Origin of the sequence: Lentzea aerocolonigenes, from assembly GCF_000974445.1 — a bacterium.
GTDB classification, from domain to species: Bacteria; Actinomycetota; Actinomycetes; order Mycobacteriales; family Pseudonocardiaceae; genus Lentzea; species Lentzea aerocolonigenes.
Window position 1 is genome coordinate 106,024 of sequence record NZ_BBOJ01000019.1, and the last position, 16,159, is coordinate 122,182.

General features: G+C 68.2%; 15 protein-coding genes. 5 read left to right on the forward strand and 10 right to left on the reverse strand.

The window, feature by feature from the left end; genetic code table 11:
* Window positions 1–68 precede the first annotated feature (68 nt).
* Together AOM45_RS33615 and AOM45_RS53135 are read left to right on the forward strand one after the other, a co-directional pair.
* Complete coding sequence (locus AOM45_RS33615; RefSeq protein ID WP_030470956.1) at window positions 69–743, forward strand: FadR/GntR family transcriptional regulator; 675 nt, start codon at window positions 69–71, stop codon at window positions 741–743.
* Window positions 744–973: 230 nt separating this feature from the next.
* Window positions 974–1,282, forward strand: coding sequence for a hypothetical protein (locus AOM45_RS53135; protein WP_236703917.1), 309 nt, complete (start codon window positions 974–976; stop codon window positions 1,280–1,282).
* Window positions 1,283–1,530: 248 nt separating this feature from the next.
* Here the strand turns inward: AOM45_RS53135 and AOM45_RS33625 are convergent, their stop codons facing one another.
* The gene (locus AOM45_RS33625) at window positions 1,531–2,106 is read right to left on the reverse strand and encodes a PIN domain-containing protein (RefSeq protein ID WP_201780115.1); all 576 of its coding nucleotides are present in this window, start codon (window positions 2,104–2,106) and stop codon (window positions 1,531–1,533) included.
* Between the two features lie 47 nt (window positions 2,107–2,153).
* Window positions 2,154–3,032: a LysR family transcriptional regulator gene (locus AOM45_RS33630; protein WP_030470957.1), complete on the reverse strand. Its 879-nt coding sequence runs from the start codon at window positions 3,030–3,032 to the stop codon at window positions 2,154–2,156.
* A gap of 71 nt (window positions 3,033–3,103) precedes the next feature.
* Between AOM45_RS33630 and dapA the strand changes: the two genes are divergently transcribed.
* Window positions 3,104–3,964, forward strand: coding sequence for a 4-hydroxy-tetrahydrodipicolinate synthase (dapA, locus tag AOM45_RS33635; RefSeq protein ID WP_030470958.1), 861 nt, complete (start codon window positions 3,104–3,106; stop codon window positions 3,962–3,964).
* Here dapA and AOM45_RS33640 read toward each other — a convergent pair.
* The 8 genes from AOM45_RS33640 to AOM45_RS33675 are packed head-to-tail and all read right to left on the reverse strand — an operon-like array spanning window position 3,961 to window position 12,209.
* Window positions 3,961–4,791, reverse strand: coding sequence for an amidohydrolase family protein (locus AOM45_RS33640; protein WP_030470959.1), 831 nt, complete (start codon window positions 4,789–4,791; stop codon window positions 3,961–3,963). The two genes, dapA and AOM45_RS33640, sit on opposite strands and share 4 nt — an antisense overlap.
* On the reverse strand, window positions 4,788–5,744 hold the full coding sequence (locus tag AOM45_RS33645) for an aldo/keto reductase (RefSeq protein ID WP_030470960.1): 957 nt from the start codon (window positions 5,742–5,744) through the stop codon (window positions 4,788–4,790). The genes AOM45_RS33640 and AOM45_RS33645 overlap by 4 nt, the downstream gene beginning before the upstream one ends.
* Before the next feature lie 3 nt (window positions 5,745–5,747).
* The gene (locus AOM45_RS33650) at window positions 5,748–6,764 is read right to left on the reverse strand and encodes an ABC transporter permease (RefSeq protein ID WP_030470961.1); all 1,017 of its coding nucleotides are present in this window, start codon (window positions 6,762–6,764) and stop codon (window positions 5,748–5,750) included.
* The gene (locus AOM45_RS33655; RefSeq protein WP_030470962.1) at window positions 6,761–8,248 is read right to left on the reverse strand and encodes a sugar ABC transporter ATP-binding protein; all 1,488 of its coding nucleotides are present in this window, start codon (window positions 8,246–8,248) and stop codon (window positions 6,761–6,763) included. Before AOM45_RS33655 ends, AOM45_RS33650 begins: the two co-directional genes overlap by 4 nt.
* Entirely contained in the window at window positions 8,248–9,282 is a 1,035-nt protein-coding gene (locus AOM45_RS33660; protein WP_030470963.1) for a sugar ABC transporter substrate-binding protein, read from the reverse strand. The genes AOM45_RS33655 and AOM45_RS33660 overlap by 1 nt, the downstream gene beginning before the upstream one ends.
* A 14-nt stretch (window positions 9,283–9,296) precedes the next feature.
* Window positions 9,297–10,049 carry an SDR family NAD(P)-dependent oxidoreductase gene (locus tag AOM45_RS33665; protein WP_030470964.1) on the reverse strand — a complete coding sequence of 251 codons (753 nt, stop codon included), beginning with the start codon at window positions 10,047–10,049 and terminating at the stop codon, window positions 9,297–9,299.
* Entirely contained in the window at window positions 10,042–11,352 is a 1,311-nt protein-coding gene (locus AOM45_RS33670; RefSeq protein ID WP_030470965.1) for an enolase C-terminal domain-like protein, read from the reverse strand. Before AOM45_RS33670 ends, AOM45_RS33665 begins: the two co-directional genes overlap by 8 nt.
* 2 nt (window positions 11,353–11,354) lie before the next feature.
* A complete protein-coding gene (locus AOM45_RS33675) occupies window positions 11,355–12,209 on the reverse strand; it encodes a fumarylacetoacetate hydrolase family protein (RefSeq protein ID WP_030470966.1) in 855 nt (284 codons plus the stop codon).
* A 411-nt stretch (window positions 12,210–12,620) separates the two neighbouring features.
* Here AOM45_RS33675 and AOM45_RS33680 point away from each other — a divergent pair, with 411 nt between their 5' ends.
* Both AOM45_RS33680 and AOM45_RS33685 read left to right on the forward strand, forming a co-directional pair.
* Entirely contained in the window at window positions 12,621–15,140 is a 2,520-nt protein-coding gene (locus AOM45_RS33680; protein WP_051784275.1) for a S8 family peptidase, read from the forward strand.
* Window positions 15,141–15,191: 51 nt separating this feature from the next.
* Window positions 15,192–16,109 (forward strand): N-acetylglucosamine kinase, encoded by a 918-nt coding sequence (locus AOM45_RS33685; RefSeq protein WP_030470968.1) that lies wholly within the window; start codon window positions 15,192–15,194, stop codon window positions 16,107–16,109.
* Window positions 16,110–16,159 lie beyond the last annotated feature (50 nt).

Consider the following 16,159-nt stretch of genomic DNA (forward strand, 5'->3'; position numbering starts at 1 on the left):
CGAAGATGACCAACCGTGGCGCATACTGAGCCTTAGACATCCGAGGTCTACGACGAGTTGAGGGTGCGGTGGCAGTCACTGACGATGCGATCCTGCGCGTCAAGGAGATGATCGTTTCGGGCGAGCTGAAGCCCGGCGACCGTCTCCCGCGTGAGGCTGACCTGGCAGAACGCCTGGGCCTGTCGCGCAACTCCCTGCGCGAGGCCGTGAAGGCCCTGTCACTCGTCCGAGTGCTCGACGTCCGCCAGGGCGACGGCACGTACGTCTCGTCGCTGCGAGCCGACGACCTGCTCGGCGCACTCTCGTTCGTCCTCGACCTGCACCGAGGCGAGGACTCGGTGCTGGAAGTCCTCCAGGTCCGCCGAATCCTCGAACCGGCCGCCGCCGCCATGGCCGCCCAGCGCGTGGACGCGGAAGAGATCATCAAGCTCCGCGCCCTGTGCGACGCCGCCGAGTCCGCGAAGTCCGTGGAGGAACTGGTCGAGCACGACCTGGAGTTCCACCGCGCCATCGCCCAGTGCTCGGGCAACGCCTATCTGGCCCAACTCCTAGACACGCTGGCCGGCCCGACCGTGCGCGTGCGGATCTGGCGCGGCATCACGCAGTCCAACGCGGTGGACCGCACGGTGGCCGAGCACCGGGCGATCGTGGACGCTTTGGCGGCACACCAACCGGAGCTCGCGCGCAGCTGGTCGACGGTGCACGTGGCCGGCGTGGAGCAGTGGCTTTCCGACCTGGCCTGACCGTTGTTCGACATCCAGGGCTACAAACCCCGGTGGCTCAGGGGTTTGCCGTCGATCGCCGCCGCCCACGGCCCACGGCTCCAGGCGCTGACCGGACGTCGTCTGCGGCACATCTGGTTGCTCTGGGACCACACCGATGACGAGTGGTTCGCCGACGGCCCGGTCCTGTTCGACTTCGGCGGCGAACAGGTCGAGATCAACCACAAGAAGTTCGACGACCTGTCCATCACGTGGAACACCGTCGACCCGTCGGACGACCGGCCTGGACCCTCGGCGACCCGAGCGAGGAGGGCGTCCACGTCTTCCGGCTCGCCTGGCGGCACGACGCGCGAGCGGAGACCGCCGCGCTGCACGGCCAGGAGCTCCAAGCAGTCGAACTGCTCGAGTACGCCGGCGAGGACGTGGCCAACGGCATGGTGGCCGTCAGCTTCGCGTTCCCGGACGGGCGGGTGACCGTCTCCAACGGACTCGACGAGAACCTTCTCGAGTTCGGCGAGCCCGACCCCGGCTTCCGCCGTCAAAGGTCAGACCTGGCCTGACCGGCCGCGGGCAAAAAGAAACCCGGCCCACGAGGGACCGGGCGGATATGCACCCATGCTAGCACGTTGCATGCACGCATGCATTGATCACCAGCCCGGTGGCCGGGTGTAACGACCTGCAGGGTCCGGCAACTGGTGACGTTGAAAGTCGGACGCGGCCAGCGTCCGCCACCAGTGATGCCCTGTACCCACGCCAGTTCCCGCACTCGTCGAGAGCGCGCCCGCCGTGTAACCGCTGCCCGGATTGATCACACCGACCGGCACCCTCCGCCAAGCCTGATCGACCGGCAGACGAAGGTCGCTGTCGTTGCTGATGAGCACGACCGCGTCAACCGCCCCACCGAGCACGTCGACGAGCAGGTGAGCAGCAACGTTGACGTCAGAGCCTTTTCCTCGAACGTCGCCACCGATGCCATGAAACAGGCACCGACGACCGGTTGGCCTTGTGCTTGAACCTTGATCGGCCACTCCGGCTGAACCAGAACGGGCCGACCACGGTTGCCTTCAGTCGCCAACGGCCGTTTGATCACTTTGCTGATGTAGTTGCCGTACTCGATGTGGTCGACGCTGCCTGCCGCTAGCAAGGCCTTCAGGTAGACGTCTTGGTCCTGCGATCCGGACGCGTTGTGAGCCGAACTGATCCGTGCGGTGCAGTAGACGATCCGGTCGATGTGAGCTCCTGGCCAGTTCGCGGCCTGCTCGCCCAACAACGACTCGGCCAACGCTCTCACATCGAGCCAGCGCCAACCCGCAGTCCCACGGCCACAGTGCTTTCTTCCGCCGTAGTAAAGGTTGTAGCCATCTACGTACACACCGACACGCATTCAGTGACGATAGCCCGAATCCACATTGGACCCAAACGAGTGAACCGTCAGACCTGGCGCAGCTCTTCCAGCACCGCCCGCACCGCAGGCTGCCCCTCCGCCCGATTCCGCACCACCGCGGACACAGTCCGAAACACCTGCTGCTTCAACGGCCGCAACGCCACCCCAGGCCGCCGAGCCACGGACGGCACCAAAGCCACCCCGAGCCCGGCTTCGACCAGCCCGCACATCACCCCGAAGTCATCGCAATAAGCCTGCGCCCGAGGCACAAACCCAGCCGCACCACAGGCACGTTGCGTCAGCTCGTGGCACGACGCATCGGTGCGCGGCATGATCCAAGGCCGGTCCGCCAGCACGCTCAAATCCACCGAGTCCTGCTGCACCAACGGATCCGACAGCGGCAAAGCAACATTCACCTGTTCCACGAACAGCTCGAACGACTCGCACGACGTGGGCAGCGAGCGCGGCATGATGTTGTACGAGTGGATGACCGCGATGTCGATGTCCCCGCGCCGCAACGCAGGCAGGGACGCCTCCGGTTCCATCTCGTGCACGAAAAGGTCCACATCGGACCCGTGCGCGGACCGCAGCACCTGGATCACTCGTGGCAGCAACGCGGCGACGGACACGAACGCGCCGATGCGCACCACGCCCGAAACCGAGGTCCGCAGCGAAGCCAGATCGGCCTCGGCCGCGGCCAGCTGATCGAGCACCAGCTGGGTGTGCGCCGCCAGCACGTGTCCGGCACGGGTCAGGACCAACTTCCGCCCGTCCCGTTCCACCAGAGCCACCCCGGCCTCGCGTTCCAGAGCGGCCAGCTGCTGGGACACCGCGGGAGAGGTCACGTGCAGGGCCTCGGCGGCGGCCGTGACCGTGCCGTGGACCGAGAGAGCGTGCAGCAGCCGGAGCCGGCGAACATCCAACACAAAGCTCAGCTTAACGTTCCGGGCAGAACTTCTAACTGGAACTTTCCATAGACCAGAGCCACGCTTGAGTCATGTTCGGACGAGTGCTGGTAGCGATGGTCACCCCGTTCACCCCCGACGGTGACCTGGACCTCAAGGGTGCGCAGGAGCTGGCGGCGCACCTCGTGGACAAACAACGCGTGGACGGGCTGGTCCTCAACGGCACGACCGGTGAGGCGCCGACCACGACGGACGAAGAAAAGGCCCAGGTCATCAGGGCCGTCAAGGAAGCTGTCGGAGAGCGCACCAAGATCCTCGCGGGCGTCGGCACCAACTCCACCCGCCACACCATCGAGCTCGCGCGGCAGGCCGAGGAGAACGGCGCGGACGGCCTGCTGGTCGTGACGCCGTACTACAGCCGGCCCACGCAGGAGGGCGTCGAGAACCACTTCCGGCAGGTGGCGAACGCGTCGGGGCTGCCAGCGCTCCTCTACGACATCCCCGGCCGCACGGCCACCGCGATCGAGACCGACACGCTGATGAGGCTCGCGGAGCACCCGCGGATCGTCGGGGTCAAGGACTGCAAGGTCGACCTGCTCGCGACGGCGAAGGTCATCGCCGAGACCGGGCTCGACTTCTACTCCGGCAACGACGAGCTGATCCTGCCGTTGTACTCGATCGGTGGTGTCGGCACGGTCAGCACCGTCGGGCACGTCGTCGGCAGCGAGATCAAGGCCATGCTCGACGCCTACGACGAGGGCGACAACAAGGAAGCCCTGCGCCGCCACCAGGCCCTGCTGCCGGTGATCACCGCGATCATGACCCGCGAGCCCGGTGCCGTCGCGGTCAAGGCCGCGCTCAACCTGCTCGGGCTCCCGGCGGGCCCGGTTCGCGAGCCGCTCGCCGAGGCCACGCCGAAGCTGATCGACGAACTCCAGGCGCTCTTCGTCTAAAGGCCGTACACCCGGCGAGCAGTGCCCGAGAAGATCGCGGCCTGCTCGTCGGGTGACAGCTCCGAGGTCAGCTCCTGAGCGGCCGAAAGCCACTCGTCGTACGAAGCGGCCAGAAGACAGACAGGCCAGTCGGAGCCGAACATCAGGCGATCCGCACCGAACGCGTCGAGCACCACCTCGAAGTACGGCCGCAGATCGGCGACGGTCCACGACTTCCAGTCGGCCTCGGTGACCAGGCCGGACAGCTTGCACGTCACGTTCTCGTGCGCCGCCAACGAACGAATCAGCTCGGCCCACTCCCCGACACCCGACCCGATCGCGGGCTTCGAGCAGTGGTCCACGACGAACGGAACGTTGCCCAGTGCCGCCACGGTCCGCCGCGCGGCCGGCAGCTGGTGCGGCAACGTCAGCAGCTCGTAGACCAGCCCGTGCGCGCCCACTGCCGCAAGCCCGCGCCAGACGTCCTTGCGGCACAACCACTCCGGGTCCGGCTCGCTCTGCACCTGGTGCCGGATCCCGCGCAGCCAGGAGCCGTCGGGGCCGTCCACCAACGAGTCCAGCGCATCGCCCACACCCGCGGACGTCAGATCGGTCCAGCCCACCACCGCGCCGACGACGTCGGAAGACGCCGCCACCGCGAGGAACTCCGGTGTCTCCTCCGGCACGCAGACCGTCTGGACCAGCACCGAAGCCGACACGGAAGGTGCCGCGGCGATGAAGTCCGGCTCCAGGAACGAACGACGGATCGCACCCATCGGCGGATCGGTGATCCAGTCCTGGTCCCGCACCGCCAGGTCCCACAGGTGGTGGTGAGCGTCGACGATCACGGCGTGGGAACCTCCGAACCCAGCAGCCCCGACGACTTCAGCTCCTCCCACAACGCAGCGGGAATCGACGCGGAGAAATAGCGAGCGTTGGCGGTCATCTGCTCCGCCGTCCGCGACCCGATCACCACCGACACCACGGCGGGATGCCCGAGAGCGAACTGGATCGCCGCCTCCGGCAAGGTCACCCCGTGCCGCTCGCACACGGCGGCGATGGCCCGAGCCCGTTCCACCAGCGCAGAAGGCGCGTTCTCGTAGTTGTACTTGGCATCGGCGGCCACGACCGGCTTCGACAGCAGCCCGGAGTTGAAGACACCGCACGCCACCACCGAAACACCGCGCTCCACGCACGCGGGCAGGAACGACGGCAGCGCGGGCTGTTCCAGCAACGTGTACCGCCCGGCCAGCATCACCACGTCGATGTCGGTCTCGCGGACGAACCGCTCCGGCATCTCCCACTGGTTCATGCCCACGCCGATCGCGCCCACGACACCCTGCGACCGCAGCTCCTCCAACGCCGGGTAAGCCTCACCGAACGCAACATCCCAGTAGTCATCGGGATCGTGGATGTAGACGATCTCCACGCGGTCGGTGCCGAGACGCTCCAAAGAGGACTCGATGGACCGGCGAACGCCGTCCGCCGAGTAGTCCCGCACCCGACGGAAGTGCGCGGGCACCGCGAAACCCTCGTCGTCGAGCCCCGAGCCGTCGAACGGTTCCAGCAGCCGCCCGACCTTCGTGGAGATCACGTACTCGTCGCGCGGCCGCCCGGCCAGCGCCACGCCCAACCGACGCTCGGACAACCCGAGCCCGTAGTGCGGCGCGGTGTCGAAGTACCGGACGCCGTTCTGCCACGCCGCCTCGACCGCGCCGAGAGCCTCGAAGTCGGAGACCTCCCGGTACAGGTTGCCGATCGGCGCGGCACCGAAGCCCAGACGAGAAACAGCAACCTTCACGACTCACTCCTGCTTCTGACCGGTCGCGAACCGGGTCACGATCAACGCCAGGATGATCACCGCGCCGTACGAGGCCTTGATGTAGAAGCCGGACACGCCCTGCAACCGCAGGATCTGCTCGACCAGGCCGAGCATCAGCACGCCGGACAGCGCCCCGAACAGCGTGCCCTTGCCGCCCTGCAACGAGATGCCGCCGATCACCGCGGCCGCGAAGACCTGGAAGATCATGCCCTCGCCCTGCGTCGCGGCGACCGAACCGAGTCGCCCGGTCATCAGGATGCCCGCGACCACGGCCAGCACGCTGCCGATGATCAGCACGATCCACACCACGCGGTCGACGCGGATACCGGCGGCACGCGCGGCCTCCGAGTTGCCGCCGATCGCGTACAGGGAACGGCCCGCGCGCAGGTACTTCAGCACGAAGATGCCCGCGGCGTAGCAGACGATGCAGATCCACACCGCCGCCGGCAGCCCGAGCCAGGACGTGGAACCCAGGTACAGGAACGACTCCGGCACGTCGATCAGCGACTTGCCCTCGGTGATCGCGAGCTGCAGACCGCGCAGCATGGTCAGCATGCCCAGGGTCACCATGAACCCGGACAGGCCGACCTTCAGGATCAGGAACCCGTTCAGGCCACCGACCAGCACACCGATGAGCAGGCACAACGGCAGCGCCATCCAGGCGGCGAGCCCGACGTCGAGACCGCCGGACGACGCCGGGATGATCAACGCGACCGCCAGCGCGGGCGCGAGACCGACCGTCGACTCGAGCGACAGGTCCATCTTGCCGACGATCAGGATCATCGCCTGGCCCAGCACCAGCAACGAGAGCTCGCTCTGCTGGGTCAGCACCGCGATCAGGTTGCCGGGCGTCAGGAAGATCGGCGACAACACGGCGCCGATGACCAGCAGGATGATGATCACCGGCACCAGCGCGAGGTCCTGGTACCGCGCGAACTGGAACTTCTGCTTGGGAGGCGGCGCAGGCGCCGAGACTGGCGGTGTCATGGCCTTCGTCATTCCGAGCTCATTCCTTCAATGGCGGCGATGAGTTCCTGATCGCGCCAGCCGCGTGCGAACTCCCGCACGACCTGGCCGTGGAACAGCACCAGAACACGGTCGCAGACCCGCAGGTCGTCGAGCTCGTCGGACACGACGATCGCGGCCTTGCCCCGGCGCGCCTGCGCGTCGACGACCCCGAGCAGCGACTCCTTGGACTTCACGTCGACGCCCGCGGTCGGGTTGATCAGCACCAGCACGGACGGGTCGCCGGCGAGTGCCCGCGCCATCACGACCTTCTGCTGGTTGCCGCCGGACAGGTCGGACACCGGCTGGTCCGGCCCGGCGGCCTTCACGTCGTACGAGGCGATCGCGGTGGACCCCGCCGACCGTTGCGCCGACGGCCACACGAAGCGGCCGGCCGTGCTCATCGTCGCGTTCTCCGCGATCGACAGGTCCAGCACGAGCCCCTGGTGGTGACGATCCCGCGGCACACAGCCGATTCCGGCCTTCAGAGCAGCGGGAACGTCACCGCCGCGCACCGCGGAGCCGTCCACCGAGATCGTCCCGGCAGAAGGCTTGCGCAGCCCGTAGACGGTCTCGGCGAACTCGTGCTTGCCGGACGACGCGCTGCCGGCGAGCCCGATGACCTCACCGCGCGTCGCCGACAGCGAGATGTCCGAGAAGTGCTCACCGCTCAACGACGACACCGACAGAACGAGATCCGAGGAAGACGGCCTGTCGTCACCGCTGGGCACGTTCAGCCCACCGGCCTCACCGGTCATCGCCTCGATCAGGTCCGGCTTCGACATCTCCGCGACCGGCGCGGTGACGATGTGCCGCGCGTCGCGGTACACCGTCACCGTCTGGCAGACCTCGTAGACCTCCTGCAGGTGGTGGGAGATGAAGAGGAACGTCACTCCCTTGTCCTGCAACGACCTCATCCGGTCGAACAGCCGCTCGATCGCCGGGCCGTCGAGCTGCGCGGTCGGTTCGTCGAGGATCACGAACCGCGAACCGACCGACAACGCCCGTGCGATCTCGACGAGCTGACGCTGTTCGACGGTCAGCGCGGACACCAGCTCGTCCGGCCGCACCGCGACGTCGTAGGCCTCCAGCAACGCAGAGGCCTCGGCGCGAAGCTTCTTCCAGCTGATCAGGCCCCCGAAGGAGCCACTGCCGAGGTCCTGCCGGTTGATGAACAGGTTCTCGGCGACCGAGAGCTCGGGCACGACCGTCGACTTCTGGTACACGCACGCGACGTGACGCCGCCACGCCGCGCGGTCGGCGACGGACGGCGCGGGCTCGCCGAAGAAGCTGACCTCGCCCGCGTCCGGCACCTGCATGCCGGTGAGGACGGAGACCAGCGTCGACTTGCCCGCGCCGTTGCGGCCCACGAGCGCGTGCGACTCACCGGCCCGGATCTCGATGCCCACGTCGTCCAACGCGAGCGTCCGCCCGAACCTCTTCGTCACGCCACGCGCGACAGCAGCCAAATCACTCATCAGATCTGGTTGCCCCAGAACGCCTTGTCGTCCACGTTCTCCTTGGTGATCAGCGGCGCGGGCAGCTGGTCCTCCAAGCGGCCGTCGCCGACGTCGACGATGGTGGAGTCGTGGTCGGTCTTGCCAGGCGAGAACGTCTTGCCCTCGACCGCGGCCTTCGCGTAGAAGAGCGCCCACTGCGCGTAGAGGTCGGCCGGCTGCGAGACGGTCGCGTCGATCTCACCGTCGCGGATCGCCTTCAGCTCCGCCGGGATGCCGTCGTTGGAGACGATGAAGATGTGCTTCGGGTCGCTCGGCGGGACGATCAGGTTCTTCTGCTTCAACAGCTGCAGCGTCGGCGCGAGGAACGCACCGCCTGCCTGCATGTAGATGCCGTTGATGTCCGGGTGCTGGTTGAGCCGCGTCTGCAGCGCCGCGGAGGCCTTCGAGCCCTCCCACTCGGTCGGCTCCTCGAACACCGTGATGCCGGGGTAGTCCTTCTTCATGCAGGCGGCGAACGCCTCGGAGCGGTCACGGCCGTTGACCGACGACAGCGAACCCTGGAACTCGACGACCTTGCCCTTGCCCTGCAGCTTGTCACCGAGGAACTTGCAGGCCTTCTCGCCGTACGCCTTGTTGTCCGCGCGCACGACCATGTAGGTCTTGCCCTTGTCCGGACGGGTGTCGACGGTGACGACGGGGATCTTGGCCTTGTCGAGCCGGTCCAGCGTGCTGGCGATGGCGCCGGTGTCCTGCGGCGCCATGATGATCGCCTTGGCGCCCTGCGACTGCAGCGACTGGGCGTTGGCGACCAGGTTCTCCACCTTGTTCTGGGAGTTGGTGGGGTTCAGCAGGTTGACCCCGAGTTCCTTCGCCTTCTCGGGGAAGTACTTGATGTAGGAGTTCCAGAAGTCGGTGTCGGCGCGTGGGTGGTCGGCGCCGATCGGGCCGACGCCACTGGCGCCGGTGCCACTCGCACCACCGCCACACGCGGTCAGGGTGAGTGCACCGGCGAGCGCGAGGCACACCGCGGCGGTGAGGTTGCGACGCTTCATCGTTTAGTTGCCTTTCATGACTGCTTCGGACGCAAGCGCAGGCCATACATGCCACCGTCGACAGCGAGGATCGTGCCTGCGGTGGATCCCGACAGCGGGCTCGCCAGGTAGGCGATGGCTCCCGCGACCTCATCTGCGGAGACGAGCCGGCCGTGCGGCTGGCGTGCCTCCAACGCGGCTCGTTCGGCGGCCGGATCGGGTGCCGAGTCGAGCAGACGGCCCACCCACGGGGTGTCCGCCGTGCCGGGGGCGACCGCGTTGACGCGGATGCCTTCGCGCACGTGGTCGGCGGCCATGGCGAGCGTCAGCGAGTACACCGCGCCCTTGCTGGCCGAGTAGAGAGCGCGCTGCGGGAGCCCGGCCCAGGCAGCGATGGAACAGGTGTTGACGATCGCCGGGGACGGCGAGTTCCGCAGGTGCGGCAACGCGGCCCGCGACACGCGGACCATGCCCAGCACGTTGACGTCCAGCACTTTCAGCCACTGGGCGTCGTCGTTGGCCGTGACGTCGCCCTGGGCACCGATGCCCGCGTTGTTCACGACGACGTCGAGGCGGCCGAACCGCTGCACGACCTCGTCGATCGCGGCCTTGACGCTCTCGTCGTCGGACACGTCCGCGCGGATCCCGACCAGCGGGTCCTTCACGTCCGGGTTGAGGTCCAGCGCCACGGCGGTGGCACCCCGCGACGACAGCAAATTCGCCGTGGCGAGCCCGATGCCGGACGCACCACCCGTGACGACGGCGACGAGTCCTTCGAAGTCAGTCATCCCCACCCTCCAGCTCCGTCCACACAGGACCATCGGGGAACCGGTAGTCGGACAGCGTCTCTTCCTTGAGCTGAGCGGAGAAACCCGGCTCGGTCGGCGCCAGGTAACGACCGTTCTCGACGACGGCCGGGTCGAGGAAGTGCTCGTGCAGGTGGTCAACCCACTCGATCACGCGGCTGCCGATCTCGCCGGAGACCGCGGCGTAGTCGAAGAACGACAGGTGCCTGACCAGCTCGCACAGGCCGACACCGCCGGCGTGCGGGCACACCGGAATGCCGAACTTCTTGGCCAGCAACAGGATCGCGATGTTCTCGTTCACGCCCGCGACCCGGCACGCGTCGAGCTGCAGCACGTCGATCGCACCGGCCTGGAGGAGCTGCTTGAACACCACGCGGTTCTGCACGTGCTCGCCCGTGGCGATCCGGATCGGGGCCAGCGCGTCCGCGATAGCGCGGTGCGCCAGCACGTCGTCCGGCGAGGTGGGCTCCTCGATCCAGTACGGGTCGTACGGCGCGAGCTCACGCATCCAGCGGACCGCCGTGTCGACGTCCCAGCGCTGGTTCGCGTCCACCGCGACCCGCACGTCGTCGCCGACGACCTCGCGGGCGAGCTTCATCCTGCGGACGTCGTCGTCGAGGCTGCCACCGACCTTGAGCTTGATCATGTCGAAGCCGTCGGCGAGTGCCTGGCGCGCGAGGTTGGCGAGCTTCTCGTCGGAGTAGCCGAGCCAGCCGGGAGACGTCGTGTAGGCCGGGTAGCCGTCACGGGTGATGGTCTCGACGCGCTCGGCCTTGCCGTGCTCGACCGCGCGCAGGATCTGCAACGCGTCGTCGGGCGTGAGCGCGTCGGACAGGTACCGGAAGTCGACGAGGCTGACGATCTCCTCGGGCGTCATCTGCGCGAGGAACCGCCAGACCGGCAACCCGGCGCGGCGCGCGGCGAGGTCCCACGCGGCGTTCACGACGGCGCCGATCGCCATGTGCGCGACGCCCTTCTCGGGGCCGAGCCACCGCAGCTGCGAGTCGCCGATCAGCTCGAAGTACAGCTCTCCCAGCGCTTTCGCGGTCTCCGGCACGTCCTTGCCGACCACGTGCGGCGCCAGCGAGTTGATCGCGGCGGCCTGCACGTCGTTGCCGCGTCCGATGGTGAACGCGAGCCCGTGGCCCTCCGGCCCTTCGTCAGTCCGCAGCACCACGTACGCGGCGCTGTAGTCCGGGTCGGGGTTCATCGCGTCGGAGCCGTCGAGCTCGCGCGAGGTCGGGAACCTGATGTCCAGCACGTCGAGTGAAGTGATCTTGGGCATGGTCACGCCTGCCCGAGGGTCTGACGCTGCTTGCCGAGGCCTTCGATCTCCAGCTCGACGACGTCACCGGCGCGCAGGTACGGCTTGGGCTCCGACTGGCCGAGCGCCACCCCAGCGGGTGTACCTGTGTTGATGACGTCACCCGGTCGAAGTACGAGGAACTGGCTCAGGTAGCGCACGATCTCCGCGATCGGGAAGATCATGTTCTTGGTGGACGAGTTCTGCTTGATCTCGCCGTTCACCCAGAGCCGCATCTCGAGGCTCTGCGGGTCGGCGATCTCGTCGGCAGGCACGAGGAAGGGGCCGAGCGGGTTGAACGTCTCGCAGTTCTTGCCCTTGTCCCACGTCCCGCCGCGCTCGATCTGGAACTCGCGCTCGGAGACGTCGTGCGAGAGCACGTACGCGCCGACGCACGCCAGAGCGTCCTCTTCGGACTCGAGGTAGCGAGCGGTGCGCCCGATGACGACGCCGAGCTCGACCTCCCAGTCGGTCTTCACGGACCGGCGCGGGACGAGCACCTCGTCGTACGGGCCGACGATCGTGTCCGGCGTCTTGAGGAACATCACCGGCTCGCCCGGGATGTCCGCGCCGGTCTCCTCCGCGTGGTCGCGGTAGTTGAGGCCGATGCAGATCACCTTGCCGGGACGCGCGAGCGGCGGGCCGACGCGCACGCCCTCGGCGTCCAGCACTTCGAGCTCGCCGGCTTCGAGGGCGGCGCGGACGCGGTTGACGCCGTCGTTCGCGAGGAACGACCCGTCGATGTCCGGCGTGATCGGCAGGAGGTCGTACGTGGTCCCGTCGTCGGTCCTCACTGCAGGACGTTCATCGCCGACCGGCCCCAGGCGCAGAAGCTGCACGGCCGTTCCTCCTCTGGTCTCACACCGCATCAAGACATCGGATGTATAGCCCTGCGAGGGCAGGTACGTCTAGGGCCTTCCATCAAGTCGTCCGATGACTGAAAGGAGCTGAGCGTGAACCTGGTGGTCGCATCAGTCCTCACGGGTGCCCTGCTGGCACCGTCGAACGCGGCGGAGCCTGTAACCGTTTTCGTGGAGCTGACCTCGACAGCTGCTGTCGAAACGAATTCCGTTACACAGGCTCGTTCAGCGCGGGACAGGACGTCGCAGCAGGCGTCTCGCGTGGTCTCCCGGTCCGGTGGCCGGGAAGTTGCGCGAACGACCAACGCCGTGCCGGGCATCGTTCTGTCGACCCAGAAGTCCCAGTTGGCTTCTTTGTCTCGTATGCCCGAAGTGCGTGAAGTACATCGGATGTCCCCCAAGAAGCTCACCAACGCCTCGGCCGTCCGACTGACCCGGACGTCGGAGGCGTGGCGGTCGTTCGGACGCTTCGGCGACGGCGTGCGGATCGGTGTGATCGACACCGGCATCGACTACCGGCACGCGGACTTCGGTGGCGGCACGTTCCCCACCGCCAAGGTCGTCGGCGGGCACGACTTCGCGGGCGACGCCTACACCGGCAAACCGGGCTCGCTGCCGGAACCCGACGCCGACCCGCTGGACTGCGAGGGCCACGGCACGCACGTCGCCGGCACCGCGGCCGGGTTCGGCGTGAACCGCGACGGCTCCACCTTTCGCGGGTCGTATTCCGACGTCGACCTCGACTCGCTGAAGATCGGACCGGGGACCGCGCCTCGCGCGTTGCTCTACGCGTTGAAGGTGTTCGGCTGTGAGGGCAGCACGAACCTGACCGCGCAGGCCCTGGACTGGGCTCTCGACCCCAACGGCGACGGCGACTTCTCCGACCGGCTCGACGTGGTGAACCTGTCGCTGGGCAGCGACTTCGGTGCCGCGGACGACCCGGACGCGCTGTTCGTGCGCAAGCTCGTGGAGCACGGCGTGGTCGTGGTCGCGGCGGCCGGAAACGGTGGCGACTTCTACGACGTGGCCGGGTCGCCGGGCAACGCCGCGGACGCCATCTCCGTGGCGAACAGCCGGGACGCGTTCTCGATGCTGGACGGACTGGAGTCCGGCGACCGGCAGTGGCCCGGCCAGTACAGCCTGAACTACAAGGGGCCGTTGGACCTCACAGCGCCAGTGGTGAAGCTTTCATCCAATGTGGATGGTTGTCAGCCGATTTCCGAGTCGTTGAACGGGAAGATCGTCTGGCTGGAGTGGGACGACGACGATGCCACTCGCGCCTGCGGTTCCGGTGCCCGCACGGACAACGCGTGGAAGGCGGGAGCGGCCGGGGTGTTGCTGCCGTCGTCGTTGCCCGTGTTCGCGGCCAAGATCGCCGGGAACGCCCACATCCCGGTGTTCCAGCTGACTTCGAGCGCCTCCCGGACGTTGCGACCGGCCCTGGACGCCGGGACTCTGTCGGTGCACCTCACGTCGGCCCTGAAGGTCGCGGTGCCGTCGATCGAGCCCTCGATCACGGACACGATCACGCCGTCCTCGTCGCGGTCCCGTTCGTCGATCTCGCTGGCCGCGCCGGGTGACACGATCTTCTCCGCCGCTTCCGGGACGGCGTCGGACGGCGTGTCGATGGGCGGGACCTCGATGGCGTCGCCGCACGTGGCCGGGATCGCCGCCCTGCTGCGCGAGGTCCATCCGAAGTGGACGGTGGCGGAGATCAAGGCCGCGCTGGTGAACACGGCCTCCGGGGTGATCCGGTCCGCTGACGGTGTGCGGGAAGCTCCGATGCGGGTCGGTTCGGGCCGGGTGGACGGGCTCGCGGCGCTGTCCACCGACGTCCTGGCGCTGGGCGACGCGTCGTTCGGCACGGTCGAGGTGAGTGCTCCATTGTTGAACAATCGAACGATCCGATTGTTGAACAATGGGACGAAAACCGTCCGCCTGAAGGCGCGCTATGAGCCGATCACCGTGGTACCTGGGGTGTCGTTCCAGGTCACGGCACCGTACGTGGTGCTGCCGCCGGGCGGGTCGAGGTCCGTGACCGTGCAACTGCGGATCGCGATCCCCTCCGCGTTGCGCAAGACCCCCGACCCCACGGTCTCGCTCGACGAGGGACGCCAGTTCCTCGCGGAGGCGTCCGGACTGGTGGTGTTCTCGGGCGACCGCTCGCTGCAGGTGCCCGTGTACGCGGCCCCGAAGCCGGTCTCGCGCCTGACGGTGGTCGCCGGACGCGTCGCCGGACGGAGCCTCGACCAACCGGACTACCAGGCCCGCATGACCGTGCTGCAGCTCGGCGCGCGCTCGGACCGCCTGCCCGACTGCGGACCCGCCGTGCAGGACGACTGCGCGATCAACCGCACCGCCCGCGGCGGCGACCTGCGGTACGTGGGCGCGACGGCGACGCCCGACCTGCTGGCGTTCGGCGTCGCGACCTGGAGCACCTGGGCGAACATCGGCGGCAACACCCAGCCCGAGGTGCGGTTCTCGGTGGGCGGCAAGAACTTCGTGACGAAGGCGGTCAAGCAGACCAACGCCGACGATGAGGTGACCGCTGACATCTGGTTCGCCCGCACCGTCGTCGCCGGCACGGACGAGGTCGTGGACGAGCAACCGCTGAACGGCCACGACGGTTCCGTGGACACGAACCTCTTCGACAGCGACGTCGTCGTCCTGCCGGTTTCGCGTGCTTCGTTGCCGTCCGGCCCCGTGACCTACACCGTCGGCGTGCACAGCCGCTACACCGCGCCCGCGGACCCCGACGAGCTCGTCGACGTGGCCCCTCCGGCGGTGTTCGACTACGACCTGATCGTGCCTTCACTGTCCACAGTGGTACGTCCGGGTGATCAAGTTCCTTCTGGATCGTTGGTGTTCTTCCACCACAACGCAACGGGTAACCGTGCGATGACCAGGTGACACCCGGTTGGGCGTGCCTTCGGTGAGCATCACTCGGCATACTCGGCTTTTATGGATCTGGTCGTGGGACTCGACGCTGGCGGCACCTCAACCAGGGCTTTGGTGCTCGATCTGGACGGCGCCCGCCTCGGCCAGGGCCTGGCGGGCGGCGCGAACCCGAACGCACACCCGCCCACCGTCGCCGCGGCCCACATCGGCGAGGCGCTCGGGGAGGCGTTGGACGGCCTGGACTCCCGCAAGGTCCGCAGCGGGGTTCTCGGCATGGCCGGAGCCTCGAAGCTGGCGGACCCAGCCGTCTCCGCGCTCTTCCAGGACGCCTGGGAACGCGCGGGCCTGCACTGCCCGATGCGCGTGATCACCGACTGCGAGGCCGCCTTCGCCACCGGCACGTCGTCGCCCGACGGCACGGTTCTGGTGGCGGGCACCGGTTCCATCGCGGGCCGCATCGCCGGCCACCGCATGGTCGGCCAGTCCGGCGGCTACGGCTGGCTGATCGGCGACGACGGTTCGGCGTTCTGGCTGGGCCGCGAGGCCGTGCGGGCCACGTTGAAGTTGCTCGACCTGGACGCGCCGCTGGAAGGCCTGGCCACCGCAGTTCTCACCGCGGCCGGTGCCCGCAACCGCGGTCAGCTGATCAACGCGGTCAACGCTCAGCCACCGATCAGGCTGGCGCAGTTCGCGCCGCTGGTCAGTTCGGCCTACCACCACGGCGATCCCGAGGCGCTGACGATCGTCGCGTCCGCCGCCCGCCTGCTCGCGGACACGGCGTCCGCGGTGCGCGAGCCGTCCGACACGTCACCGATCGTGCTGGTGGGCAGCCTGATCAAGACGCCGGTGGGCACGCACCTCAAGCAGGAGCTGCTCACCCGGTGCAACGCTCAGGTGATCATGGCGACGGAAGGGGCGGCGGGCGCGGCCTGGCTGGCGGCGGTCGACGTGCTGGGACCGACGGCGCCGCGGCCGGCTTGAGCAAGGTCACAGCGCAGCGCGCACAGTTCGTCACGTTGCGCCACCGCGGC